General features: G+C 48.1%; 21 protein-coding genes, 2 tRNA genes and 2 rRNA genes (1 of these 25 running past the window's edge). 17 read left to right on the top strand and 8 right to left on the bottom strand.

What is annotated here, in order from left to right:
• Window positions 1-98 precede the first annotated feature (98 nt).
• Window positions 99-2,159 carry an AsmA family protein gene (locus V5J35_RS11605; RefSeq protein WP_354007294.1) on the top strand — a complete coding sequence of 687 codons (2,061 nt, stop codon included), beginning with the start codon at window positions 99-101 and terminating at the stop codon, window positions 2,157-2,159.
• Window positions 2,160-2,301: 142 nt separating this feature from the next.
• The gene (locus V5J35_RS11610) at window positions 2,302-3,432 is read left to right on the top strand and encodes a PilT/PilU family type 4a pilus ATPase (protein ID WP_354007295.1); all 1,131 of its coding nucleotides are present in this window, start codon (window positions 2,302-2,304) and stop codon (window positions 3,430-3,432) included.
• Window positions 3,433-3,465: 33 nt separating this feature from the next.
• On the opposite strand, the gene V5J35_RS11615 is transcribed toward V5J35_RS11610, so the two are convergent.
• Together V5J35_RS11615 and V5J35_RS11620 are read right to left on the bottom strand one after the other, a co-directional pair.
• Window positions 3,466-3,990: a hypothetical protein gene (locus V5J35_RS11615; RefSeq protein ID WP_354007296.1), complete on the bottom strand. Its 525-nt coding sequence runs from the start codon at window positions 3,988-3,990 to the stop codon at window positions 3,466-3,468.
• A gap of 128 nt (window positions 3,991-4,118) precedes the next feature.
• Window positions 4,119-4,703 carry a hypothetical protein gene (locus tag V5J35_RS11620; RefSeq protein WP_354007297.1) on the bottom strand — a complete coding sequence of 195 codons (585 nt, stop codon included), beginning with the start codon at window positions 4,701-4,703 and terminating at the stop codon, window positions 4,119-4,121.
• Between the two features lie 332 nt (window positions 4,704-5,035).
• Here V5J35_RS11620 and V5J35_RS11625 point away from each other — a divergent pair, with 332 nt between their 5' ends.
• From V5J35_RS11625 to V5J35_RS11635, 3 genes are read left to right on the top strand one after another with little or no spacing between them, the layout of a single operon-like run.
• Window positions 5,036-6,406: a hypothetical protein gene (locus V5J35_RS11625; RefSeq protein ID WP_354007298.1), complete on the top strand. Its 1,371-nt coding sequence runs from the start codon at window positions 5,036-5,038 to the stop codon at window positions 6,404-6,406.
• The gene (locus tag V5J35_RS11630; RefSeq protein ID WP_354007299.1) at window positions 6,387-7,361 is read left to right on the top strand and encodes a metal ABC transporter solute-binding protein, Zn/Mn family; all 975 of its coding nucleotides are present in this window, start codon (window positions 6,387-6,389) and stop codon (window positions 7,359-7,361) included. Before V5J35_RS11625 ends, V5J35_RS11630 begins: the two co-directional genes overlap by 20 nt.
• Window positions 7,354-8,154: an ABC transporter permease family protein gene (locus tag V5J35_RS11635; RefSeq protein WP_354007300.1), complete on the top strand. Its 801-nt coding sequence runs from the start codon at window positions 7,354-7,356 to the stop codon at window positions 8,152-8,154. The genes V5J35_RS11630 and V5J35_RS11635 overlap by 8 nt, the downstream gene beginning before the upstream one ends.
• Here the strand turns inward: V5J35_RS11635 and V5J35_RS11640 are convergent.
• Window positions 8,126-8,974 carry a magnesium transporter gene (locus tag V5J35_RS11640; protein WP_354007301.1) on the bottom strand — a complete coding sequence of 283 codons (849 nt, stop codon included), beginning with the start codon at window positions 8,972-8,974 and terminating at the stop codon, window positions 8,126-8,128. The two genes, V5J35_RS11635 and V5J35_RS11640, sit on opposite strands and share 29 nt — an antisense overlap.
• Before the next feature lie 387 nt (window positions 8,975-9,361).
• Here V5J35_RS11640 and mutY point away from each other — a divergent pair, with 387 nt between their 5' ends.
• The 12 genes from mutY to V5J35_RS11700 all read left to right on the top strand — a co-directional run bounded on the left by mutY (window position 9,362) and on the right by V5J35_RS11700 (window position 18,460).
• A complete protein-coding gene (gene mutY / locus V5J35_RS11645) occupies window positions 9,362-10,432 on the top strand; it encodes an A/G-specific adenine glycosylase (RefSeq protein ID WP_354007302.1) in 1,071 nt (356 codons plus the stop codon).
• A gap of 12 nt (window positions 10,433-10,444) precedes the next feature.
• Window positions 10,445-11,905, top strand: coding sequence for a protein adenylyltransferase SelO (locus V5J35_RS11650; RefSeq protein ID WP_354007303.1), 1,461 nt, complete (start codon window positions 10,445-10,447; stop codon window positions 11,903-11,905).
• A gap of 60 nt (window positions 11,906-11,965) precedes the next feature.
• Complete coding sequence (locus V5J35_RS11655; protein ID WP_354007304.1) at window positions 11,966-12,238, top strand: oxidative damage protection protein; 273 nt, start codon at window positions 11,966-11,968, stop codon at window positions 12,236-12,238.
• A gap of 100 nt (window positions 12,239-12,338) precedes the next feature.
• Window positions 12,339-12,557, top strand: coding sequence for a hypothetical protein (locus V5J35_RS11660; RefSeq protein ID WP_354007305.1), 219 nt, complete (start codon window positions 12,339-12,341; stop codon window positions 12,555-12,557).
• A gap of 198 nt (window positions 12,558-12,755) precedes the next feature.
• A tRNA-Phe gene (locus tag V5J35_RS11665) sits at window positions 12,756-12,831 on the top strand.
• Window positions 12,832-12,882: 51 nt separating this feature from the next.
• Window positions 12,883-12,958, top strand: a tRNA-Phe gene (locus tag V5J35_RS11670).
• A gap of 188 nt (window positions 12,959-13,146) precedes the next feature.
• Window positions 13,147-14,238, top strand: coding sequence for a bifunctional DNA-binding transcriptional regulator/O6-methylguanine-DNA methyltransferase Ada (ada, locus tag V5J35_RS11675; RefSeq protein WP_354007306.1), 1,092 nt, complete (start codon window positions 13,147-13,149; stop codon window positions 14,236-14,238).
• A gap of 135 nt (window positions 14,239-14,373) precedes the next feature.
• Window positions 14,374-14,652, top strand: coding sequence for a hypothetical protein (locus tag V5J35_RS11680; RefSeq protein WP_354007307.1), 279 nt, complete (start codon window positions 14,374-14,376; stop codon window positions 14,650-14,652).
• A gap of 116 nt (window positions 14,653-14,768) precedes the next feature.
• Window positions 14,769-16,547 (top strand): DNA repair helicase RadD, encoded by a 1,779-nt coding sequence (radD, locus tag V5J35_RS11685; RefSeq protein ID WP_354011285.1) that lies wholly within the window; start codon window positions 14,769-14,771, stop codon window positions 16,545-16,547.
• A gap of 148 nt (window positions 16,548-16,695) precedes the next feature.
• Complete coding sequence (locus V5J35_RS11690; protein WP_354007308.1) at window positions 16,696-17,247, top strand: cytochrome b; 552 nt, start codon at window positions 16,696-16,698, stop codon at window positions 17,245-17,247.
• A gap of 52 nt (window positions 17,248-17,299) precedes the next feature.
• Window positions 17,300-17,881 (top strand): YceI family protein, encoded by a 582-nt coding sequence (locus V5J35_RS11695; RefSeq protein ID WP_354007309.1) that lies wholly within the window; start codon window positions 17,300-17,302, stop codon window positions 17,879-17,881.
• 246 nt (window positions 17,882-18,127) lie between these two features.
• Window positions 18,128-18,460 (top strand): hypothetical protein, encoded by a 333-nt coding sequence (locus tag V5J35_RS11700; RefSeq protein WP_354016388.1) that lies wholly within the window; start codon window positions 18,128-18,130, stop codon window positions 18,458-18,460.
• A gap of 32 nt (window positions 18,461-18,492) precedes the next feature.
• Here V5J35_RS11700 and V5J35_RS11705 read toward each other — a convergent pair whose 3' ends face one another.
• From V5J35_RS11705 to V5J35_RS11725, 5 genes are all read right to left on the bottom strand, one after another.
• The gene (locus tag V5J35_RS11705; protein WP_354007310.1) at window positions 18,493-19,473 is read right to left on the bottom strand and encodes a Tle-like phospholipase domain-containing protein; all 981 of its coding nucleotides are present in this window, start codon (window positions 19,471-19,473) and stop codon (window positions 18,493-18,495) included.
• Window positions 19,474-19,714: 241 nt separating this feature from the next.
• Complete coding sequence (locus V5J35_RS11710; protein WP_354007311.1) at window positions 19,715-20,863, bottom strand: SO2930 family diheme c-type cytochrome; 1,149 nt, start codon at window positions 20,861-20,863, stop codon at window positions 19,715-19,717.
• 5 nt (window positions 20,864-20,868) lie between these two features.
• Window positions 20,869-22,089: a parallel beta-helix domain-containing protein gene (locus V5J35_RS11715; protein WP_354007312.1), complete on the bottom strand. Its 1,221-nt coding sequence runs from the start codon at window positions 22,087-22,089 to the stop codon at window positions 20,869-20,871.
• 190 nt (window positions 22,090-22,279) lie between these two features.
• Window positions 22,280-22,395: ribosomal RNA gene (rrf, locus tag V5J35_RS11720) — 5S ribosomal RNA — on the bottom strand.
• Window positions 22,396-22,515: 120 nt separating this feature from the next.
• Window positions 22,516-24,159 (bottom strand): 23S ribosomal RNA (locus V5J35_RS11725) (it continues 1,249 nt past the right edge of the window).

Here is a 24,159-nt window from a genome sequence, read left to right on the forward strand (position 1 = left end):
TTGTAATACCATCATCCTGTCCTCAACGTCATCAGACCAGTAAACTGAACGAATAACTACTTTATAAGAACCCCAAACACATTCGACCGAGGCGAACCATGAACCGCATTATCAAGTTTTTTGTCTTTGTGGTAGCTGGACTGGCCTTAATTGCGATTATCGCCGCCCTTGTCCTTCCCAGAGTACTCGACCCTAACAATTACCGGGATGAAATCAGCCAGCTGGTTTACGATAACACGGGGCTGACGCTCACTATCGACGGGCCTATCGGCTGGTCAGTTTTTCCCTGGCTGGGGCTCTCTCTGCAAGACGTGAATGTCAAAGGCTCCGGGGAAAACCCATTCGCAGAGCTGGGCAAGGCTGAAGTCAGCGTTAAACTGCTGCCCCTGTTGAGTCAGACTGTCGAAATGCAGACAGCCACTTTAATCGGACTGAAACTGAACCTGATTAAAGACAAGAATGGCAACGGCAACTGGGAAAGCGGGCAAAAGCCTTCTAATGCTTCTGCTTCTAAATCGACAGGCAGTACAACAGATACATCAACGTCTTCAGACCAGTCCGGCGAACAGCAGCCTTTGCAGATCAACATTGCCAATGTTATTGCTGATGACCTGATCGTTCACTATCAGGACCTTGCTACAGGAAAATCCTATACCGTTGACCAGGCCAGCCTGAAAACCGGTGCCATTCGCAATCAGGAACCTTTCGATTTTGACCTGCAGGCTCGTATAAGCAGTAATGAGCCTGCACTGGCATTCCAGACAGGCCTGAGCGGTAACTTAAGTTTTGATCTGCAGAACGGGCGGTACAGCCTGAAAAATTACAAGCTCAGTGCCAGACCGGATATAACCCAGGGCGAAAGCGTCAACCTTGTGGGTAATGTGAATTACCAGCAGGAGCCGATGCAGATTAACGGCACAATGGATGTTACCGAATTCAATCCTGCCAGGCTGTTAAGCCAGATTAAAGTCAGCCTGCCCCCAATGGCTGACCCTGATGCCTTAAGCAAACTGTCGTTTAAAAGCCAGTTCACAACCGATGGTAAACGCTTTGATGCGAATACCCTGAAGCTTAGTCTTGACAGTTTTATCATGGACGGCAACTTCAAAGTCACGGATCTGGAGACTCAGGCCATGACGTTCCAGTTTGCCGGTAATGACCTGAATCTCGATAATTACCTGCCACCAGCAAGTAACGGAGCGAACTCTGGTAAAGAAACCAGCAGTACAGAATCCAGCGGTAAACAGACTGCTCCAGCGACCACCAGCGAAGCTCCCCTGATTCCGGAAGATGCCCTGCGCCCTCTGGATATCAAAGGCTCCCTGAAGCTGAACTCCATGACAGTGGCAAAACTGAAGTTTGAAAAACCCAGTGTTCAGCTGAGTGCCGCCAAAGGTCGTCAGGAGGTCAAAATCAACTCTGTTTTCTACAAAGGCGTCATTGACCTGGACACCAAACTGGATGTGCGTCAGAAAGGCAATCCAAAAGTATCAACAGTGGCAGGCCTGAAGGGCATTGACCTGCAAACTCTGGCGGAACCGGTTCCGGCACTGGCTTCTGTTCAGGGTAATCTGAATGCCGACGTAAATGTCACTACCCACGGTCTGCTACAGAGTACCCTGACCCGAAACCTCAATGGCAAGGCAGGATTCGGGATTGCCAACGGCGCGTTCACCGGAGCCAACTTCGACAAGCTGGTGTGCGAAGGCATTGCCCAGATTCGCAACAAAGACCTGCAGAAAAAAGACTGGGGACAGTCAACAGAGTTTAAAAACCTCAGTGGTAGTTTTGATATTCGCAACGGTGTCGCCAGCAACAACAACCTGACCGCCGCCCTGGCCAACCTTAACCTGAAAGGCGATGGCACAGTAAACCTGATACAGCAGACCATGGATTACCACATTGGCCTGAATATCAGTGGCGACACAGCGCCGGACAGCGACCCGGCGTGTCAGGTAAACGAGGATTATGTGGAGGTCACCTGGCCAGTACGTTGCCGTGGAGAACTGGGAAAACCGGACTGTGGTCTTGATACAGAACGCCTGGCCGACACCATAGCCGGTCTGGCCAGGCAGGAAGTCAAACACCGCATTGAAAAAGAAATTGAAAAGAACGTCGATGGTCCCCTCAAGGATGTCCTGAAGGGTTTCTTAAAGTAATTGTTTTCCTCTCAGCCTTTCCAGAGTCCGGGTAGCAAAATACCCGGACAGTCTCTTTTAAAGCCACGAGCTCAAAGCCGCAAGTTCAAAGCCCGCAAGCCGACAATATCAGTTATTACCTTCCTGCGTTGCCGTGGCTGCCATGAAAATAGACAAAATTCTTCAGTTACTGACTGACAAAAAAGGCTCCGAGTGTTTTTTCACCGTAGGCATTCCACCCAACCTGAAGATTGGCAAATCGATCCACAACGTGGGTAACACGGTTCTCACCAGTGAACAGGCGCATCAGAGTATTCGTACTTTTATGGGAGAAGAACGCTTTCAGCAGTTTGTTAAAAACAAAGAATGTAATTATGGCTATAACCTGAAAGATGTCGGCCGCTTCCGAATCAGTGCATTTTTCCAGAAGTCTGAGCCCGGTCTGGTCATCCGCAGGCTTAACTCTTACATCCCCTCTCATCAGGAGTTATCTATACCTCCACAGATTGCTGACCACATGTTGCAGGAACGCGGGCTTATTCTGATCACCGGGGCGGCCGGAGCGGGTAAATCTACGTCAATGGCGTCCCTGGTTGATTACCGCAACCAGAACAGCAAAGGCCATATCATTACCATTGAAGACCCGGTGGAATACATCCACGACCACAAAAACTGTATTGTTACCCAGCGGGATGTCGGACTGGACACTGAAAGCTACGAAGCAGGTTTATTTAATGCACTGCGGCAAGCACCCAACCTTGTGGTGGTTGGGGAAATTCGTTCTCCCGGTGTTATGAAACATACCGTTGAATTTGTTGAAACAGGTCATTTATGCATAGCCACCATGCACGCCAATAACACTTACCAGGCTCTGGAAAGAATCATTCACTTTTTCCCTCCCGAACAACACTCTGAAATTCTTATGGACCTGTCACTCAGCCTGCGAATGGTGGTCGGTCAACAACTGGTTGAGGGAAAAGAAGAAGACTCAGTGGTACCGGTACACGAAATCCTGATCAACACGCCACGGGTCGCCGACCTGATCAAGAATGGCAATATTGACGAGCTTAATGAAGCCGTCCAGAAAGGTAAAAGCCTGGGTATGCAGACCTTTGACCAGGCGCTCTACGATCTGGTCAAAGCCGGAAAAATCAATCAGGATCGCGCCATGCTGCACGCTACATCGCCAAACAACCTGCGCCTGATGCTGAAAATGGATCAGGCGCCTCCCGCAGATTTTGGATCAAACGATAATCTCAGCATCAGTCCTGTGGACTCTGAAAACCAGAGATGAGATTCCTGACCGAAACCCGGTTGAAGCCGTTATTTAAAGAAGTGGGGCTTCCAATTCTGTTCGACCCGCCCTGCGCGACTTGTAAAAAAACAGAGACAGAACAATGCCTGTCTCTATAAACATAACGACCAGCGATGGGAAGGAATTTCTAAAGAACGTCATAGAGTCGCCACCGTTGTGCCAGTCCAGAGCGACTTGAACGACATAACAGCCATTAGAAATAAAATCCAGAGAAGGTTGCCCAAAGGCCAGTCTCGGAATATCTGTCTGCCCCCCGGAGTACATTCGAAGGTTATGAAAGAACTCTGCCACCGGCCCCGATGAAGTAAAAACCGATGAAACCGGTGAAAAGGCGTCTGCCAGATCTTTGAGTTCAGGGGAGGTATTATTTGATTTTTCCCTTATTATCATGCAGAAAGGTTTATTCGCTGAGCTTTGGGAAGACTGGTTGTGATGCAGCTGTTGTATTCGCTGGAAGTTAGAGTCAATCTGTATTCCCAGATATCTGTTCTTTTTCTGTAACTGCCTGTGCAGCTCTACCAGCTCAGTATAATTCATGGAATTATAATCCAGATCAGTAGAACCTGAGTATGCGCAGGGAAAATAAAGTGCGCTGATTGTGATTGCCAATTGGAAACAGCTAACAACAAACCTGACGAGCAACCACTGTACAGACATCTTTCTCATTAATCTCTGTGTCCTTGACGATAGCGATACCTGTATACGAAAAGCGACAGATAAACCAGCATGTTGGCAGCCCCCGCCGTAGCGGATGGCATAGCATCCTTAAGCTTGCCCCACTTACTTTCAGATTGATTCATTGCTACGCTAGCCAGAAAAAATGAACTACCTATAAACGCCAGCGTAGACCAGAGGAAAGCACTACAGGGAACCGGTTCACCGTTTCTTCCGTAAGTCGCCCGATACCGGAAAAACTGGGTAACAGGTCCAACAAAACCGGTAATAATCGTAGCAGCACTAAAAGCAAGGCTGACGTAAAAAATGGTATCACTGCAGTCTGGCTTTGAATGATCCTGAACCTGAGAAAGTGCCGGGGCAGTGATGTTTGAGTTCTGATTCTCCTCAAGGTGACGCAGTAAAACAATCTGTCCTTGTCGTACAATTTCCTTATTCGTAATATTTTTCTCTAAGCCTTTAATTTCACGGATCAGAGCTTGACGGTCAAAGCTGTCGTATGTCAGATCAGATGACGCCTGAGCCAGGCCCGAAAGTAAAATAAATACATATAACCATTTTACGAAACCAGACATATAACCCTTCAGTCACTGTTTCAGGTTTAACAGAGGGCAGTTTAGATGATGCTGAAGAGTAAGCAACGGGAACTTGTTTTATGAATGGCTTGTATTGATACCAGGACTATTAGCCAGTGTTTGATTAGAGCTGCATCTCTATGGATTTGGGTACCAATGTTCTATAAGTGATAGTTTACATTTTTAAAAATCCCTCCTTAAATTATTTGAATCATGAAAGCTGCTCCTGCAGCTCTGAGTTATCTGATAATGGTGGGTATCCACAGCAATATTTAATCAATTTCTGGCTTTTTTAAAACGTTATACTATAACAGATCACTGCATAAGCCTTTGTGCTCCAACAACAACTTCACAGAGAGCAAACCGCAGTGAATAACCGGTGCATCACTAAAACAGCCCTCTCTTTAGCCGTCTTTCTTGGCTATCTTTCAACTTCTCACGCCATCGACTTTGACCCAAACTACAGTTTGATACTGGATGGTCACTACAAGTCTGAAAAAAGCGCCCTCAGCGAAATGGACAAAGGTTTTGGCCTGGGCCACGTTGAGCTGAGTATCAGTTCCCCGATCGACGACCTTTTCTTTGGAAAATTGACAGCGGTCCTTCATACCCACGACAGCAAAACAGAAGTAGAAGCAGAAGAAGCCTTTATCCAGACTCTGGCATTGCCAGGAGGGCTTTCCGCCAGGGCTGGTCGCTTTCTGTCCGACTTTGGTTATCTCAACAGTCAGCACACTCATGCTGATTCGTTTACAGAACGTCCGGCGGTTTATCGGGCTCTGTTAGGCTCTCATTACTTTGATGATGGCGTACGAGTCAGTTACCTGATGCCCACAGACATTTACTGGAATATTGGGGCTGAAGCGTTCAGCGGCAAAAAAATGCGGGCAGATAATATTAAGGATCCGGACTCGGTCGGGGTATATAACTTTTTTACAAAGATCGGTGGCGATTTCAATCATGAACACAGCTGGCAGATTGGTTTCAACTATCTGCGTAATGAAAATGGTACCAGTCCCTGGAGCCGTCCGGCAGAGTTTCATGCCCATAACCTTCATCACAAGCACCATGATGAAGAAGAACATCATCACCATGATCATCATGAACACAATGATGATGAAGAACACCATCACGACAGTCATCATGAACACCATGAGAAAGAGCATCATCACAAGCAGCATGGTGAAAGTCTCCAGCACTCTGACGGAAACCACAATCACCACAGCAATCACCACCACGGTCATGATCACCACCACTGCCACAAAGCGTCCTACACAGGCAAAGACCTTTATGGCGTAGAAGCTGTCTGGAAATGGGCTCCGGAAGGGAACTACAAATACCGACATCTGAGCCTGTCTGCCGAATACCTTCAGGCAAGGAACATTACCGATAACAAAACCATCAAAAGCTCCGACGATAAACACGATGGCTGGTATCTGAGCAGTGTCTATCAGTTTGCCCCACAGTGGGCGACAGGTATTCGTTATGGGGAATTTAATGGCTTAAAGTTTGAAGACGACCATCATCACAAGCACTCGCTGCAGGAAACCGAGTTGATGCTGTCATGGAGTCACAGTCATTTCTCCACCATACGTCTGCAATGGACACACCAGAAAGGCAAAGGTCTGGAACACATCAACGACAACATCATTACTCTGCAATATGTAATGTCTTTAGGGGCTCATGATGCGCATCAGTTTTAACACCCTTTTTAAACCCCTTATTAACAATGAGGGCATTAGCGGGCGGCTTTTTGCTCTGGGGATAATACCTGCGCTGGTTTTCATTCCTGAAGCCACAGCATTAAATATCCTGACCTGTGAACCCGAATGGAAAGCCCTGGCAGAACAGATTGCCCCCCACAGTAAAATTTACAGTGCCACCTCTGCCCTGCAGGATCCTCATCACATAGAGGCAAGACCGGGGCTGATTGCAAAAATGCGTAATGCCGATCTAGCGATCTGTTCCGGAGCCGATCTCGAAGCAGGCTGGCTTCCCTTGCTGCAAATGAAATCAGCCAATGCCCGTATTCAAAACGGCAAAGACGGTATGTTCTATGCGGCTGAGCAGATAGACACTATTGGTAAGCTCAAAAACGTGAACCCCACCATGGGCGATGTTCACCCGGAAGGAAACCCTCATTTTCATCTTGACCCTTATCGCTTAATGACCGTTGCCAATGCTCTGGCAGAACGAATGGCAAAGATTGATCCGAATCACGGGGAGTCTTACAGAAAGAACATTAAACAGTTTGATGAACAGTGGCAGAAAAACATCCGGAAGTGGGAACAGGAAGCCAAACCCCTGAAGGGCATGCAGGTAGTGGCTTACCACACCAGCTTCGAGTACCTGTTCCAGTGGTTAGGCATATCAATGGTTGGCGACCTTGAGCCCAAACCCGGGCTGCCACCTTCCGGCAAACACCTGTCCAGACTCCTGAAACTGGCTAAAAATACACGGGTAGATGCTGTCGTTTATGCCTCGTATCAGGATAAAAGCGGAGCAGAATGGCTGAGTAAACAGATCGGTGTGCCTGCAATCAAGTTGCCCATGTCGATTAATGGCAATGCCAATGACAATAACAAGAGCCAGACACTGACACAGCTCTATGATGATCTGATTGATAAACTACTGAAGGCTGCTAAAAGCAATGGTTGATATCAGTCTCGTGACCATACTGTTGCCATCATTCTGTGGTGGCGTTCTGATACTGGTCAGCCACCTGATCCTTGGACGACAGGTGCTGAGCAGGGGCATTGTCTTTATGGATCTGGCTGTGGCTCAAATTGCAGCCATGGGTGCGGTCATTGCTCACATCATGAATAAAGCACTGGGCATTTCCCACAACCCTATGCAGGAAAACCTCAAGGACGGCCTGGAAACAGCTATGCCGTTTATTTTCTCAATAGCTGGCGCTTGTCTTATATCAAAGCTGTCACGTCGTGCTCCCATTGAGCTGGAAGCGATCATCGGCTGTATTTATATTCTGGCTGCTGCGTGCATACTGCTTGCCCTTGCGAGCGATCCACATGGAGCCGAGCACATCACCGACACCCTTGGTGGCAGACTGCTCTGGATACAGTGGTCAAACCTGCAGATCCCCGGGCTGGCAACAATGGCGTTGTTAGCGGGTTTGCTTCTGATGCCTCAATTACTGACCGGCAGACTGTTCTATCCAATCTTTGCCATTCTGATCACAATGTCTGTGAAACTGTCGGGGGTTTATCTGGTATTCAGCACCCTGATCATGCCAGCACTGGCAGTCTCGGGAATGGCGGGAATGAAGTCGTGGGTAACAGGCTATAGCCTGGGCATTATCGGGATAGGAACAGGCCTTGTGTTGTCCAGCCTGCTCGACTATCCGGGAGGAGCGTCCATCGTGGTGACGATGGCGATGGCATGTGCATTATTCAGGATGCTGGTTAAATTCCCAGCAACCGTGTCACCGTAAAGAAGTAAATCAGCATACCGGTAATATCAACAACCGAGGCCAGAACCGGGCTGACCAGAACCGCCGGGTCAAGACGGAAAGCCCTGGCAATCAGGGGCAGAACACCGCCCAGGGTGGTCGACATAATCACCTGCATGGAAATAGCCAGACCAATGGCAAAGGCTACCATCTGCAACGAAATCCCTTCTGGCAGAACACTGTTACCGCTGAACATAACCACCCTGGCGCCAATCACCAGTGCCAGCACCATGGAAATAAAGCAGGCAACCCGAAACTCTTTCCAGACCACTCTGGCCCAGTCATTCATGCTGATATCACCCGTTGCCAGTGCGCGTACCACCAGCGTTGCCGCCTGAGAACCGGTGTTACCACCCGCTGCCGCAACAACCGGCATATAAACCGCCAGCAAAACCATTGAACTCAGGGCATCTTCATAGCGTGCAATGATCAGGCCGGAAACAATACCCATCAACGCCAGACCAACAATCCAGCCAATGCGCTCACGCACGTGAGACATCACACTGTTATCAAGATATTCTCCGGCAGGTTCAACCTCACTGCTGATCAAACCCAGGCCCATACTGATCTGCCGGGCTCGAATTTCATGCTCCGAGTCTTCCAGCAGTTCCAGGATGTCCTGAACCTCACGCAACGGACACTCAGCCAGTACATCGTTTGCCTGACTGAGCGTTAAACCAATAATAAACTCAGCCTTTTCTTCAAGACTGAGCGACCGCATAAAGGCAAGAGCCTGAGCGGTATCAAATTCACTTTCACTTACAAGATGCAGATTTGTAACAGCCATATCAGCAACCGCCATGGTACTCCTCCAGGCGCAATTTCTGGCGCACTAAACAAGCGCAATATATACGTCGATCGTTTTTTAACTACTTTTTGCTGAGTGTGTAAGAAGTGATATTTCGGAGAGGATCAAACCAGCAGGACCGAAACTCGAACGGCTTCGGCGAACAGACACAGAAAACCGTCAGAGTGTTACATCACAACTTACCTTGCTACTCGGGGGTTGGTCGGTTTCCATTAAAATTCCTTAGTTATAAGCATGCGGCGGGGAGCATACATTTAGTTATTATTAGTGGCAATAGCGTTTTTTGCTCAGCCTTATAGTACAGCTTCCAAACCGCTTAACATTGGAAGCTGCATCCCTGTAACGCCATAATGCTCCTATAAATTCCAATACACAACCGTAATGACTCACAGCGATAAAACATTCAGCGAACAGGTCCTGAAATGGTTTGACCAGCACGGACGTAAACACCTTCCGTGGCAACAGAATATTACGCCATACCGCGTCTGGATCAGTGAAATCATGCTGCAGCAAACCCAGGTGACGACCGTCATTCCATACTTCGAAAGGTTTATGGCAAGCTTCCCTGCTGTTGCCGACCTTGCCAGTGCATCGGAAGACGATGTGCTGCATCACTGGAGTGGGCTGGGCTATTACAGCAGGGCAAGAAACCTTCACAAAGCGGCCAGAATGATTTTGGAAAATTATGCCGGAGAGTTTCCAAAGTCAGTAGAACAACTGCAACAATTACCAGGCATTGGTCGTTCAACAGCCGGTGCCATAGCTTCTATCAGCATGGGTATTCGGGCGCCGATTCTTGACGGCAATGTAAAACGTGTACTGGCAAGATACCGGGCAGTGGAAGGCTGGCCAGGTCAGTCTGCGGTTGCCAGACAACTCTGGGCAATAGCTGAAGAGTATACGCCCCAAAAACGGGGAGCCGGTTACACTCAGGCAATGATGGATCTTGGCGCAATGGTCTGCACACGCAGCAAGCCTTCGTGCCTGATCTGTCCTTTGAAAGATTCCTGCATCGCCCACCAGATGGGCGAAGAAACACGATATCCCGGTTCAAAACCAAAAAAAACCAAACCGGAACGAGCGGTAAAGATGCTGATGATTATCAATCAGAATGGCGAAGTTTTGCTGGAAAAACGTCCTCCCACGGGGGTATGGGGAGGGTTGTGGGGATTTCCGGAAATCCAGCCCGATGGGAACCTTTCAGAAAAAGCTCTGCAACTAACTGGCATCGACATCATCGAATTCGAAGAGTGGGACAGTTTCCGCCATACTTTCAGTCATTACCATCTGGACATTACACCCGTAAAAACCTTTGCCAACAGTTCTAAACTTCATTCCTGTCAGGTTCAGGAAGGCGACCACTGGCACTGGTTTCAGCCAGATACCCCTTCTCAGCTGGGACTGGCAGCACCTGTTACCAGGCTTTTAAAAAAAATAAAACAAAGCCTATAGGAGACACTTATCATGGCTATTCTGGATCAGCTCAGGTTTAACAACGCGTTTGCGCAGCTACCTGAAGCATTTTATACACGACAGAATGCCACGCCTCTGACCAATCCAAAGCTGGTTTGTGTCAGCCAGCCTGCTGCCGGGCTGACAGGACTTGATACCAACACTGCAAGCCTTGACAGACTGTGTGACATCACATCCGGCAATGACACCTGTCCGTCATTTGCGCCCCTGGCCATGGTGTATTCCGGTCACCAGTTTGGTGCCTACAATCCGCAACTCGGGGATGGCAGAGGGTTGCTACTGGGAGAGGTTCAAACGCCACAACAGGGGAAATGGGATTTTTATCTGAAAGGTTCCGGCACCACACCTTATTCACGTTTTGGCGATGGCAGAGCCGTACTGCGTTCGTGTATCCGCGAGTTTTTATGCTCTGAAGCCATGCACCATCTGGGCATACCCACCACCAGAGCCTTATGCGTGACCACCAGCGATACCCCCGTTTACCGGGAAACAGAAGAAAGAGGTTCAACCCTTTTGCGGTTAGCCAGAACCCATATCCGCTTTGGACACTTTGAATATTTTTATTACACCAGACAGCATGACCTGCTGAAGGTGCTTGCCGATTACACGATTGGGCAATATTTTCCACAGTTGGTGAATGACACCGACAAATACCTTCTGTTCTTCCAGGAAGTGATCAGGAAAACCGCCCTGATGGTTGCCCACTGGCAGGCAGCCGGCTTTGCCCATGGCGTTATGAACACCGATAACATGAGCATTCTGGGCGAAACCTTTGACTATGGCCCGTTTGGCTTCCAGGATGATTTTGACTGGAATTACATCTGCAACCATTCCGACCACTATGGTCGTTACGCCTTCAGCCAGCAACCGGATATCAGCTACTGGAACTGTGGCCGACTGGCCCAGGCTTTGCTGCCACTCATTGGCGATGCCGAATCCCTGCAAACCGTTATCGATCAGTACCCACAGCTCTACTCCGGCCATTACACCGAACTGATGACCAGAAAGCTTGGTTTAGCTCTGGTTGAAGACGAAGACCCGGAGCTGATCAAAAGCCTTCTGCAACTGCTGCAGGACGAACACTGTGATTACACCCTGTTTTTCAGGGCTTTATGTGCTTTCGCTCCTGACACCCCTCTTCCTGATTACCTTCAGACTTTACAGCAGCCCCCCCTGCTGCGATGGTTGAACACCTATGCTGAGCGACTGAAACGTAACCTGATGGATAACCGCACCCGCAGTCAGGCAATGAAACAGGTGAACCCCAAATTTATTCTCAGAAATTACCTGGCGCAGCAAACCATAGAGCAGGCTGAACAGGGTAACTACAAGCCCATAGAAGAATTATTGAGTGTGCTCGAATCCCCTTATGACGAGCATCCGGAATACGAATACTTTGCCGCTGCTCCACCCGACTGGGGCAAAAAACTGGAAATCAGCTGCTCGTCCTGACTTATCAACCGATTGGCGTTAAGATGAACCCACCTTTAACCAACCTATTCAGGAAACATCATGGGTCGTACTGTTCAATGCGTAAAGCTGAAAAAAGAAGCTGAAGGTCTTGCTGTTCCACCTCTGCCAGGACCCAAGGGACAGTGGGTTTACGAGAATGTTTCCGAACAGGCATGGACAGAATGGCAGATTCATCAGACCCGTCTGATCAACGAAAAGCGCCTGAACCTTCTGGAGCCTGAAGCCCGCCAATACCTGACCGAACAGATGGACAAATATTTTGCCGATGAAGAGGTCGATGCCGCTGAAGGGTTTATTCCTGAGGAGAAATAACTTTTACAGGTCAGCCCTCAGGCCTGAGACAGCTCTGGTAGCGACTGCCCTCACCTACCCATATAATGGCTCTCTGGAGTTATCACTGGTCGAATATTGAATGAGCATTAAAGACATCCCTCTTTCCAACAACCAGAAGAAAAGGTTGTTGGCCTGCGTTAAGGATCAATCCATTTTCTTTCAGGATGAAAATGGTGACATTGTCGTAGATACCCAAGCCTACAAAGTGTTGAAGGAACGCCTTCAACAGTCGCCTATCGAAGAGCTGTTGAAACTCGACGATCTGGAAACCCTCGCGGACTACGTGGTATTCCAATAAAGCGTTCTGCCTGTGTAAATTTGAGTTTAAGAGGAAGGCTGATCAAAAAGCTTCATCCTCTTAAACAGTAGTATTTGTACTAACGCACTAAAAAGAAAGAAGAAAATCCTCACTCCTTACTTGACTAAAGCAAGGGAAATCCGTTTAATACGCCTCGCACACATTCTCTTGCTTAGAGAGTTTAGAAAGCTGTGAAGCGCCTGGGTAGCTCAGTTGGTAGAGCAGCGGATTGAAAATCCGCGTGTCGGCAGTTCGATTCTGTCCCTAGGCACCATTTCTTATTGATGAAATGGTTGTGCGACAATCTCTCTTTGTAAAAAGAGTAGCCTGGGTAGCTCAGTTGGTAGAGCAGCGGATTGAAAATCCGCGTGTCGGCAGTTCGATTCTGTCCCTAGGCACCATATTCAAAAGCCCTGAAGTTAACGCTTCAGGGCTTTTTTCGTCGTATCCTCCTGCCTGAGAAACTCACCCGCACTTTTGTATTCCGCCTTTTATAGCCAGTATCATAAAATTTGACCGCAAGATCTGGACTGTTAACCCCATTAAACAGTCTTAAACTGGTGCTGTTTTATTAGCGGAATACTCCATCATGTACTCCATCAGGAATACCGGCCCGGCAGAGCAAACATTATCCACAGAGAAAGATCCGCGCTGGCAGGCGGTTGTCGAGCGTAACCCGGACTTTGATGACCAGTTTGTTTACGCTGTTAAAACAACAGGCATCTACTGTCGTCCAAGCAGCCCAAGCCGTCATCCGAAGCCGGAAAACGTTATATTTTTTTCGTCTGCAGAAGAGGCAGAAGCCCATGGATTTCGCCCTAGTAAGCGAATCCAACAGGATCAGGGATCAACAAACAGCCGACACATCAAGCTGATCTCCCGGGCCTGCTGGCAGATCGAACAGGCAGATATTGAACCTTCGCTGAATACACTGGCCACCAGTGCAGGACTCAGTCCATTTCACTTCCACCGGGTCTTTAAAGCCATCACCGGCATGACACCCAAAAAATACGCACAGGCTCATCGAGCCCAGAGAGTTCATAACGAACTGACAAACAGTCACTCTGTAACCCGGGCAATATACGACGCTGGCTTTAATTCAAGTAGCCGGTTTTATGAATCATCGAGGAAAATTCTTGGTATGAAACCATTGGACTTCAAAGAAGGTGGCAATAACACCGATATCTACTTTGCTGTCGGTGAGTGCTACCTGGGGGCAATTCTTGTTGCCCAGAGTATAAAAGGCATTTGTGCAATATTTCTGGGAAACAATCCGGACAAGCTGGTTCGCGATCTTCAGGATCGTTTTCCCAATGCCAACCTGATTGGTAATGACCGCCTGTATGAACAACTGGTTGCCAGAGTGGTGGGATTTCTGGAAAACCCGGAAATGGACCTGCAACTGCCGCTGGATATACAGGGAACCGCTTTTCAGAAACGAGTATGGGCAGCCTTGCAGGATATTCCAGCAGGCACAACGGTCAGCTATACCGATATTGCAGAAAAAATAGGTTCACCCAAATCCGTCAGGGCTGTGGCAGGGGCGTGTGGTGCCAACCTGCTCGCGGTCGCGATTCCCTGCCATCGGGTCGTTCGCAGAGATGGTAGTCTTTCAGGCTATCGCTGGGGCATAGAACGTAAACAACAGTTGCTTGATAAAGAAAGTCAGTTAAGCCCCTGATAATTTCATTAGCTCTTTCTGCGAAACAATACGTTCATTGTCTGTTGTTTTTCTTCACGTCTTCTATTCATAAACTAGGTATCAACAAAAGCAAACAACAAAAACAAAACAGAAGCCAAGAGAAGGAAAATAAAAATGAAAAAGACTATCGTAGCCATCGCCACCGTCCTGTTCGCCTCAGTTTCCCAAGCCAGCATCAGTGCCTGGAGTAGCAATCAGGACCTCAATGTCAAAGCTGAACCAAACACTCTGGTTCAGGCATTCAGCACTAACGGCAAGCTGCTTGCCGAAGCTGAAACCAACCAATACGGTCGCGCCAGACTTAAGGTGGGTAACTCTCAACTGTTGAGCCTGGTTGCTGATGAAAAGACTGTTGTATACAGGCATACCACCCGGTCTGACATTGCCAAATAATGACCTTCAGCCGGATATAAGAACCTTATATCCAGACCGGACAAATGTTACTGAGACTGGACTAATAAACAGCGGAATAAGTGACGACCATAAAGGGGATTTATATAATCCCCTTTATGGTTTATCAGCTTCGCCCTTATCAAAAAGACGCCGTTAAAAGCGTTATTCAACATTTCCGCTCCTCCGATGATCCCGCATTGATTGTGCTGCCCACGGGTGCCGGTAAAAGTCTTGTCATCAGTGAACTGGGGCGAATTGCCAGAGGCCGGGTTTTGGTACTGGCTCATGTAAAAGAGCTGGTTGAACAGAACCATGCCAAATACGAAAGTTACGACCTGAAAGCATCGGTTTTCAGTGCCGGTCTTGGGCGCAAGGACGCTGATGAACAGGTGGTATTTGGCAGTGTTCAGTCAGTGGTTCGCAACCTTGACCAGTTCAACGACGATGGTTTTACACTGCTGGTGATTGACGAATGTCACCGGGTTTCACTGGAAAAAAATTCCAGCTATCACAAGGTCATTGACCATCTGCGCAACCTTAACCCCAGATTGAAAATCCTTGGATTAACGGCAACTCCTTATCGTCTGGGCATAGGCTGGCTGTACCAGTATCAGCACAGTCAGGATAAAGACAGAAAAGGCACCGTTCGCACCACCGACAAACGTTTTTTTAAAGACTGTATTTTTGAGCTGCCGCTGTCTTACATGATCAGAAACCATTTTCTGACACCAGCCACTATGGTGGATGCCCCCGTAGTATTTTACGACTTCAGTCAGCTTTCCCGTGACCCTTTTGGTCGATACAGCGAGCAGGAACTGAATTCGCTTCTGAAAGGCAGTGGACGTGCGACCCAACAGATTATCAGACAGGTTATAAAAGAAGCAGAGAGTCGCAAAGGGGTTATGATTTTTGCTTCTACCGTTGATCATGCCCGGGAAATTCTGGGTTACCTGCCTGAAGATGAAGCGGCACTGGTTATTGGCGATACGCCGGGGAAAGAGCGGGATGCCATCATTGATGCGTTTAAGCAGCAAAAACTCAAGTATCTGGTGAACGTTTCCGTTCTAACGACCGGCTTCGATGCTCCCCATGTCGATCTGATCGCTATTTTGCGTCCTACGGAGTCTGTCAGCCTGTATCAGCAGATAGTCGGCAGGGGTTTACGACTGGCACCTGATAAAAGCGATTGCCTTGTTATCGATTTTGCAGGTAACCGTTACAACCTTTTCAGCCCGGAAATTGGCAGCCCGAAGCCTGACTCAAAAAGTGTTCCTGTAACGGTTCCCTGCCCTGCCTGTGGGCATGAAAACAGTTTCTGGGGCATTGTAGATAACGATGGCGACCTGGTAGAACACTATGGACGACGCTGCCAGGGTTATCTGGAAATGGAGGGAGAACGGGAACAGTGTGACTTCCGCTATCGCTTCAAGGAGTGTGACCAGTGTGGCGCGGAAAATGATATTGCAGCCCGGAAATGCCATGAATGTCAGAAACCAATGGTTGACCCGGACCAGAAGCTCAAAGAAGCCCTGAACCTGAAAAACTGCCTGGTGATTCGCTGTTCAGGTATGACTCTGGAAACCGATGAAAACAGGCAGGGTAAAACACGCATTAAAGTCACCTATTACGACGAAGACGGAGCCGATGTAAAAGAGTATTTCCAACTGGAAACCCCGGCCCAGCAAGGCGCTTTCTATCATCATTTCGGCAAGCACGCCCTGATTAACCGGGCAGAACCATTTCGGGCAGATTCAGTGGATAAGGTGATCAACAACCGTAAAAAGTTCAGAAAACCTGACTTTGTCATTGCTCAGAAAGAAAAACATTTCTGGCGAATTCTGGACAAGCTGTTTGATTATCAGGGGGCTTACCGGAAGGCAGACCCGGCAGAATAGTTTTTATCCAACTCTTCGATTTATTAGAACAATGTCATCTAATTTTTGTGATATATAAAATATGTATTTTAAAGTAATCTTTGCTGACCAAAGCTGTAGGTAAAAGCTTTGGAAAAAAGCTCTGAAAAAAAAGCAACAAGGGGCGGACATGGGCGTCTGGAAGAATACAACAACAAGTTACGGCCTGGTCAGCATTCTTATCCACTGGATCAGCGCATTGACCGTTTTCGGGCTGTTTGGCGTTGGCCTGTATATGATGTCGCTGTCTTATTATGACCCTTTGTATCAATCGCTTCCCTGGTGGCATAAAAGTATCGGCCTGACCTTGTTTGCTGCCACACTTTTCAGACTTTTGTGGAAAGCCATTAATATCAGACCTGCTCATCTTCCTGAACACAGCAAAACGATCATCAGGCTGGCGGTTTCAGCCCACCATCTGATTTATATTCTGTTGTTTGCCATTATGCTCAGTGGTTACCTGATCAGTACGGCTGACGGTCGTCCCGTGTCGTTTTTTGGCTGGTTCGAGGTACCTGCGCTTATTTCCGGAATCAGTGGACAGGAAGATATTGCCGGAGATGTTCATTTTTACCTGGCCTGGTCACTGGTTATTCTGGCTTCCCTGCATGGGCTGGCAGCCATTAAACATCAGCTGATTGATCGGGACCGGACACTGACACGAATGATCAAGCCACACTGAGAATCTAATAATTTTCCAGTAACAATATCTAATAACAATAAGAGTGAAGAGTATGACCCGTTTAGAAAAATTCTTTGCCATCGTTGCCCTGGGCGCATCAATCTTTGGACTGAGCGTGTCAGCCGGTGCCAGTAACTATGTTATTGATACCAGGGGAGCCCACGCTTTTATCAACTTCAAGATCAGCCATCTTGGCTACAGCTGGGTTCATGGTAATTTCACCGACTTCAACGGCTCATTTAATTTTGATCCTGCCAAACCAGAAGCGTCGAGCATAAAGGTCAACATTAATACCAATTCTGTAAACAGCAGCCATGCGGAACGGGACAAGCATCTTCGCGGCAATAAATTTCTTAATGTCAGCAAGTATCCTGAAGCCACTTTCGTCAGTACCAGAGTGGAAAGCGATGACGGAAAAAGTGCCAGAATTTATGGTGAGTTCACTCTGAAGGGTGTTACCAAAGATATCGTTATTGAAGCGGTAAAAGTAGGAGAAGGCAGAGATCCATGGGGCGGTTACCGGGCGGGCTTTTCCGGGACAACCACATTATCCATGGCTGATTTTGGCATGAATCTTGGCCCTGCGGCTGCTGATATTTTTATTACGCTGGAAGTGGAAGGAATCAGGCAGTAAAGGCTCCTGCTCAACCCCTGTCGCTCTATACGGCAGGAAGTTGAAGCCTGTGGTTAATTCTCTATCTTCGCGAACCTTACACCCTCGCCTTCAGATTTTGACTAATACACCTGTCAGTAAACCTGACAAAAGCCCCGTAAATATACCCACCCCTGCTCATAAAGCTTTGATCCTGCAACGGCAACCGCTTACAGCAAAAACAGAGGAATCCGGTCATTATGGCGGGATAGAAAAGTGGAGATTGTTATGCTGGCGTCTTTCGAACAGTTTTTGATCGGTTCTCCGGATTGGCTGGTTCTCCTGACCCTGATCAGCGTCGTCCTGCCTTTGACTATTCTTCCGGTTACCGTACTGGGACTATTTGGTGCAAAATCCTGCAACAAAGCCCGCGCGTATCTGCGCCTGATGTACCTGATGCTACCATGGATTCCTTTTGCTGCGCTGGCTGGTGCCTTTATTATGAGCCTTTCCAACCTGCTGCTGGGCATGGTAATAGGACTTATCTTTGTTGTGGTACGTCTTTATTTTGTATTTATGAACTCAACCAGCAATGGGCTGAGTGCTGCTGCGGCTTCTTAATAGCCGCTATAACAGATTTTTAAAAAGAGTGCTTACCTGGCACTCTTTTTACCTGTTTCTTCTGCATAAAGATCAGCAAAATTTTTACCCGCAAGCTTTTCAGAAACAAACAGTACCGTTCCGGTCCAGTGCCTGATCCACGGGGTTGTTGCAAAGTAGTAACCAAATACACCGTGCTGCTTGTAGTAAACATTGTTGAGTTCATCTTCCATGTCGTCATCAATCATTATTTCAAGCGTTTCTACCGTCGATGAATTCTGGAAAAAAAATCCTGCCGGATGGATGCTGTCGTTCAGCATATCCCCCTCAATATAGGCATGCTTAATATTGACCTTTGCATCAGACATAACTATATCCAGAAGCGCCTGCCCCGGCATTTGACTGTTAAATACAAAAGCTGAAGCATTCGTTGCATAAGCTGCCAGCTGCGCAATAATGCCTCCCTGTGATGCACCGGTAATTTCTATTCGATAGCCCTTTCCGAAATACATTTGTCTCAGGTCATGAGCCAGATCCATACCATTCATCATTGCACCAGAATGCTTTCCATAAGCAAGGTAAGCTGCTGACAAAATGCTGTCTATATCGGAAAAATCGGTGCCGGCGATGGCGAGCGCAACAACTTTTTTCGTCTTATTAATAAAAACACGGGCTCGAAAGCCAGTATCATCAATATGAATCCGCTTCAAATCATCACCCTGAAAATACCTGTACCATTCTTCAGGAAGGTCTTCTTTTTCTGCGGGAATGTATCCATTGGAAGCCAGGAAAGCGAGACGCTGATCAATAGCTTTCTGCTTATTAGGCTTTCTTCCCTTGATTTTGGCGACTTCAGCAAAGTAGCTCATCATCGCATAAGGCAGGCGATCAACAGGGTTTTCCCAGTCCGGGTAAGGTTGACTAACCTCGTAGCTGGCGGTATCGGCTGTATGGACAGCCTGCTCTGAATAGGCTGTCACCCCGAAGCAGGCAATCGCCAGAAATATCAGTAGTGATCGGAATATTGTTTTCATTAGACGTCTCCCTGATTATTTTTTTTTGCTATGGGCATTTGTATCGTTAGTAGCCCATTTACATTTAGAGAGCATCATAGCTATTTAGTTCTTGCTGCTTATAATATTTTCGATATTAATAAAGCCATAAATATTCCAAATTAAAAATAACTGAGACGGAGGTAATCTACGAAAGCTATTCTGATCAGGGTTAATCAAGCGGTCAAAAAGGCTCTGGGATCAAGCCCAGAGCACACATTCGTCAACACTCAGGAGCCATGCCATCAATCCATTCTCTGACCAGCTCCACGCCCTCCTGGTGGATCAGGGAACGTCCAAGCTCTGGCATCATTTCTGCCGGGTCCTTACTGTTCATACGATACAGCAAAATGGACTCATCACCCGATCCGGGCTTTATGGCAACATGATGATTACCACTTCCCCGGCCTGCCGCAATTGGACGTTTGCATATTCCAAGGCTGGTGTCATAGGGGGTATCAAGAGTCAGGAATAAACCACTGGTATTACCTGCACCTTTCGTATTATGACAATGGCTGCAATTAGCATCCAGATAGCTGCGGGCCTGATGTTCCAGAGTTTCGTCTTTGCGCGCAACGGGCCATAAAGCATTCTTTGGCAATGATTCAGGCTTTACATCAAGAGCCAGCACGCCAGTTTCTGCCCAATAATCCAACTGATTGCGGGTGCCATCCGCATAGTCAAAGTCTCTGTTAAGGTGCCTGACCTTCGGCCCAAGGGGCTGTATATCCTTCTTATAAGCCTCCGGGGCATGACAGCCACCACACTGGTTAGCATCCGGAACAATATAGGGGAACTCCTCCCTGGAGCCGTCTTTATACACCAGTGTCAGCATTTTACTGTCACCAGCCCATTCCAGAACCGCTTCTGTCTGATCGTCATTCCATACGTAGGGTAATGCCACCCAACCCTGCTCCTGACGTACCAGTACCCGTGTTTCAATCAGGTGGACTCTGGCCAACGGCAACCCTTTGCTTTCATCATACAGCTCTGCACTGCCTTCACTGGCTTTAACTTCCAATCGGTTTTTCTGGCTATCAACGGGATAGTAAAAGGTTTTGGTAATGATGGTACCAACAGGGTATTCGATATCACCCTTCTCAAATGTTGCCTGAGTCCCTTCTGGCACCCAGACAGTTCTGAGCTTGCTGGCATAATCGGTAAACAGAGGCGTATTCAGATCATAAGGCACCACTTTATGATTTAGCTTAAGGGTTTTACGCCCAATATCGTGAATGCGCCATTCACTCAGTTTTTCCGGATAGTCATCCCCTGTTGTTTTGAGCAGGGGTGGTTTCTCTACACAACCGGATACAAGGACAACAAACAACGCTACGGCAATAAACTTTATCACCCGGTTTACAGCTTTCATGTCGATTACCCTTCCAGATGGGACAAATCAATCGCTGACAGTTTTGGCAGTTCACAGCCATACTGAGTCATATCCGTCGTGACGTTGGCAAAGTCATTACCCGCATCCACATTAACGACTAATGACTCACCATTATTCACACAAAGCGCAGGCTGCTTTGCAGCCGGGTTCATAATGCCATCCCAGAGAATGTCAGGCAGGCTGCCAGTTAAGCCAAACATGGCGACTTTAAGGGTTTTCAGTTCAAGACGATCAGGGCTGCTGCCACCACCTATAAAGGTGTTGTCGTAGACATAAATGCCCTCTGGGTAAGGATCAAAGGTATCGTCCACTTTGTACTCTTCTTCATAGTTAGCAGTGAACAGGCTACTGACAATAATATTGGCAGTGTCGTTATCCCTGATTTCGTTGTTAAAAATTTCAACATTGTCGTTAGAGTTAATCAGAATACCGGAACCAGCAGGCACCGAAGCCACGGCACCGCCCTTAGGGGCAAAGTTATCCAGATTATTTTCGTACACCTTGTTGTTATAAACACGAGTCGTATGGCCTGACTGGGTCAGGTAGGGCATGTTAAAGATCAGAATGCCACCGGTATTATTGGTCGCCACATTGTCATAAACATCAGCACCGATAGTGTTTTCAATCTCAATGCCAGCAACGTTATATTCAACCCGGTTATTGCGAACAACGACATTACGGGACTGTCCAATGTATAGACCTGAATCGGAAGCGCCTATAGCCACAGAGCCTTCAATCAGGGTGTTTTCTGTTTGAACCGGATAGAAGCCATAAGCGCCGTTTTTTGTATCGGGTCCATTGGTCCACTCGGCCCTGACCCTGCGAATAACAATATTTTTGCCTTTGTTGACCTTCAGGGCATCGCCTTTGGTATCTTCAATCGCAAGGTCTTCAATGGTGAAATCGCTGGCAGTAACAAGTATGCCTTCGGCACCAGCTTTCTGGTTCTTAAAGCTCAGAACACTCTTGTCCATACCAGCGCCGCGTATAGTGATACCATCGACATTCAATGTCAGGCTTCGATCTATCTGGAAAGTACCTTCGGGAATTTCAATTACGTCACCCGGTTTGGCTTTAATTAAATTACCTTGTAGCTCCTTACGAAACTGCTCATCCGACTGGCTCACATCCTGCACAGCTTCTTCGCCACAACCGGCAAGAAAAAGCAGAGCTATTCCCACAGTAAAAATGTGCCTGACTGTCACGGCTAAGCTCCTTGTTATTATTTTTTTGAGCCTACATGTAACCCTGTTTTCTACAAAGAAAACCACTGCTGAATAAAGGAATTGTTAAATTGATCTGAAATTAAATGCAGAAAGTACGCTTTTCTGTTGTTTATTTTTCGCACATAGCAAAAACCCTGACAGATTTCTCTATCAGGGTTCTCTAATAAGTGCCTGGCGATGACCTACTCTCACATGGGGAATCCCCACACTACCATCGGCGATGTGTCGTTTCACTTCCGAGTTCGGGATGGGATCGGGTGGTTCCAACACTCTATGGTCACCAGGCAAAACTGGCTGAAGTTGAGATGTTTATCTCAGCTTCCGGAATCCAAAATCTGTTTTAAATGAGCTTTGTTCTTGCTTTTACACTCTCTAGTGCATGGCACCAAATCGCTTTGGCGTTATATGGTCAAGCCTCTCGAGTCATTAGTACTGGTTAGCTCAACGCCTCACAACGCTTACACACCCAGCCTATCAACGTCGTAGTCTTCAACGTCTCTTATGTGACCTCTAGGGCCAAGGGAAGTCTCATCTTGAAGGGGGCTTCCCGCTTAGATGCTTTCAGCGGTTATCCCGTCCGAACTTAGCTACCGGGCAATGCGTCTGGCGACACAACCCGAACACCAGTGGTTCGTCCACTCCGGTCCTCTCGTACTAGGAGCAGCTCTCCTCAAACTTCCAACGTCCACGGCAGATAGGGACCGAACTGTCTCACGACGTTCTAAACCCAGCTCGCGTACCACTTTAAATGGCGAACAGCCATACCCTTGGGACCGGCTTCAGCCCCAGGATGTGATGAGCCGACATCGAGGTGCCAAACACCGCCGTCGATGTGAACTCTTGGGCGGTATCAGCCTGTTATCCCCGGAGTACCTTTTATCCGTTGAGCGATGGCCCTTCCATTCAGAACCACCGGATCACTAAGACCTACTTTCGTACCTGCTCGACATGTACGTCTCGCAGTCAAGCTGGCTTGTGCCTTTACACTAACCGCACGATGTCCGACCGTGCTTAGCCAACCTTCGTGCTCCTCCGTTACTCTTTGGGAGGAGACCGCCCCAGTCAAACTACCCACCACACAATGTCCCCGATCCCGGTAAGGGACCTGGGTTAGAACCTCAATATTGCCAGGGTGGTATTTCAAGGTTGGCTCCATGCAGACTGGCGTCCACACTTCAAAGCCTCCCACCTATCCTACACAAGCAACATCAAGATCCACTGTGAAGCTGTAGTAAAGGTTCACGGGGTCTTTCCGTCTAGCCGCGGATACACTGCATCTTAACAGCGATTTCAATTTCACTGAGTCTTGGGTGGAGACAGCGTGGCCATCGTTACGCCATTCGTGCAGGTCGGAACTTACCCGACAAGGAATTTCGCTACCTTAGGACCGTTATAGTTACGGCCGCCGTTTACCGGGGCTTCGATCAAGAGCTTCGCCTAAGCTAACCCCATCAATTAACCTTCCGGCACCGGGCAGGCGTCACACCGTATACGTCCACTTACGTGTTAGCACAGTGCTGTGTTTTTAATAAACAGTCGCAGCCACCTGGTATCTTCGACCAGCCGGTGCTTACGGGGCAAGCCCTTCACACCAGCCGGCGCACCTTCTCCCGAAGTTACGGTGCCATTTTGCCTAGTTCCTTCACCCAAGTTCTCTCAAGCGCCTTGGTATTCTCTACCTGACCACCTGTGTCGGTTTGGGGTACGGTCCCTTTTGACCTGAAGCTTAGAAGTTTTTCCTGGAAGCATGGCATCAACCACTTCCCGGCCGTAGCCGGTTCGTCATCAGTTCTCGGCTTTGTGGGTCCGGATTTGCCTGAACCCACAGCCTACGACCTTAAACACGGATAACCATCACCGTGCTGGCCTAGCCTTCTCCGTCACTCCGTCGCAGTCAAAAGGGGTACAGGAATATTAACCTGTTTCCCATCGATTACGTCTTTCGACCTCACCTTAGGGGCCGACTCACCCTGCGCCGATTAGCGTTGCGCAGGAACCCTTGGTCTTCCGGCGGGGGAGGATCTCACTCCCCTTATCGTTACTCATGTC

This window comes from Endozoicomonas sp. NE40 (genome assembly GCF_040549045.1).
In the GTDB taxonomy this organism is placed as follows: Bacteria; Pseudomonadota; Gammaproteobacteria; order Pseudomonadales; family Endozoicomonadaceae; genus Endozoicomonas_A; species Endozoicomonas_A lisbonensis.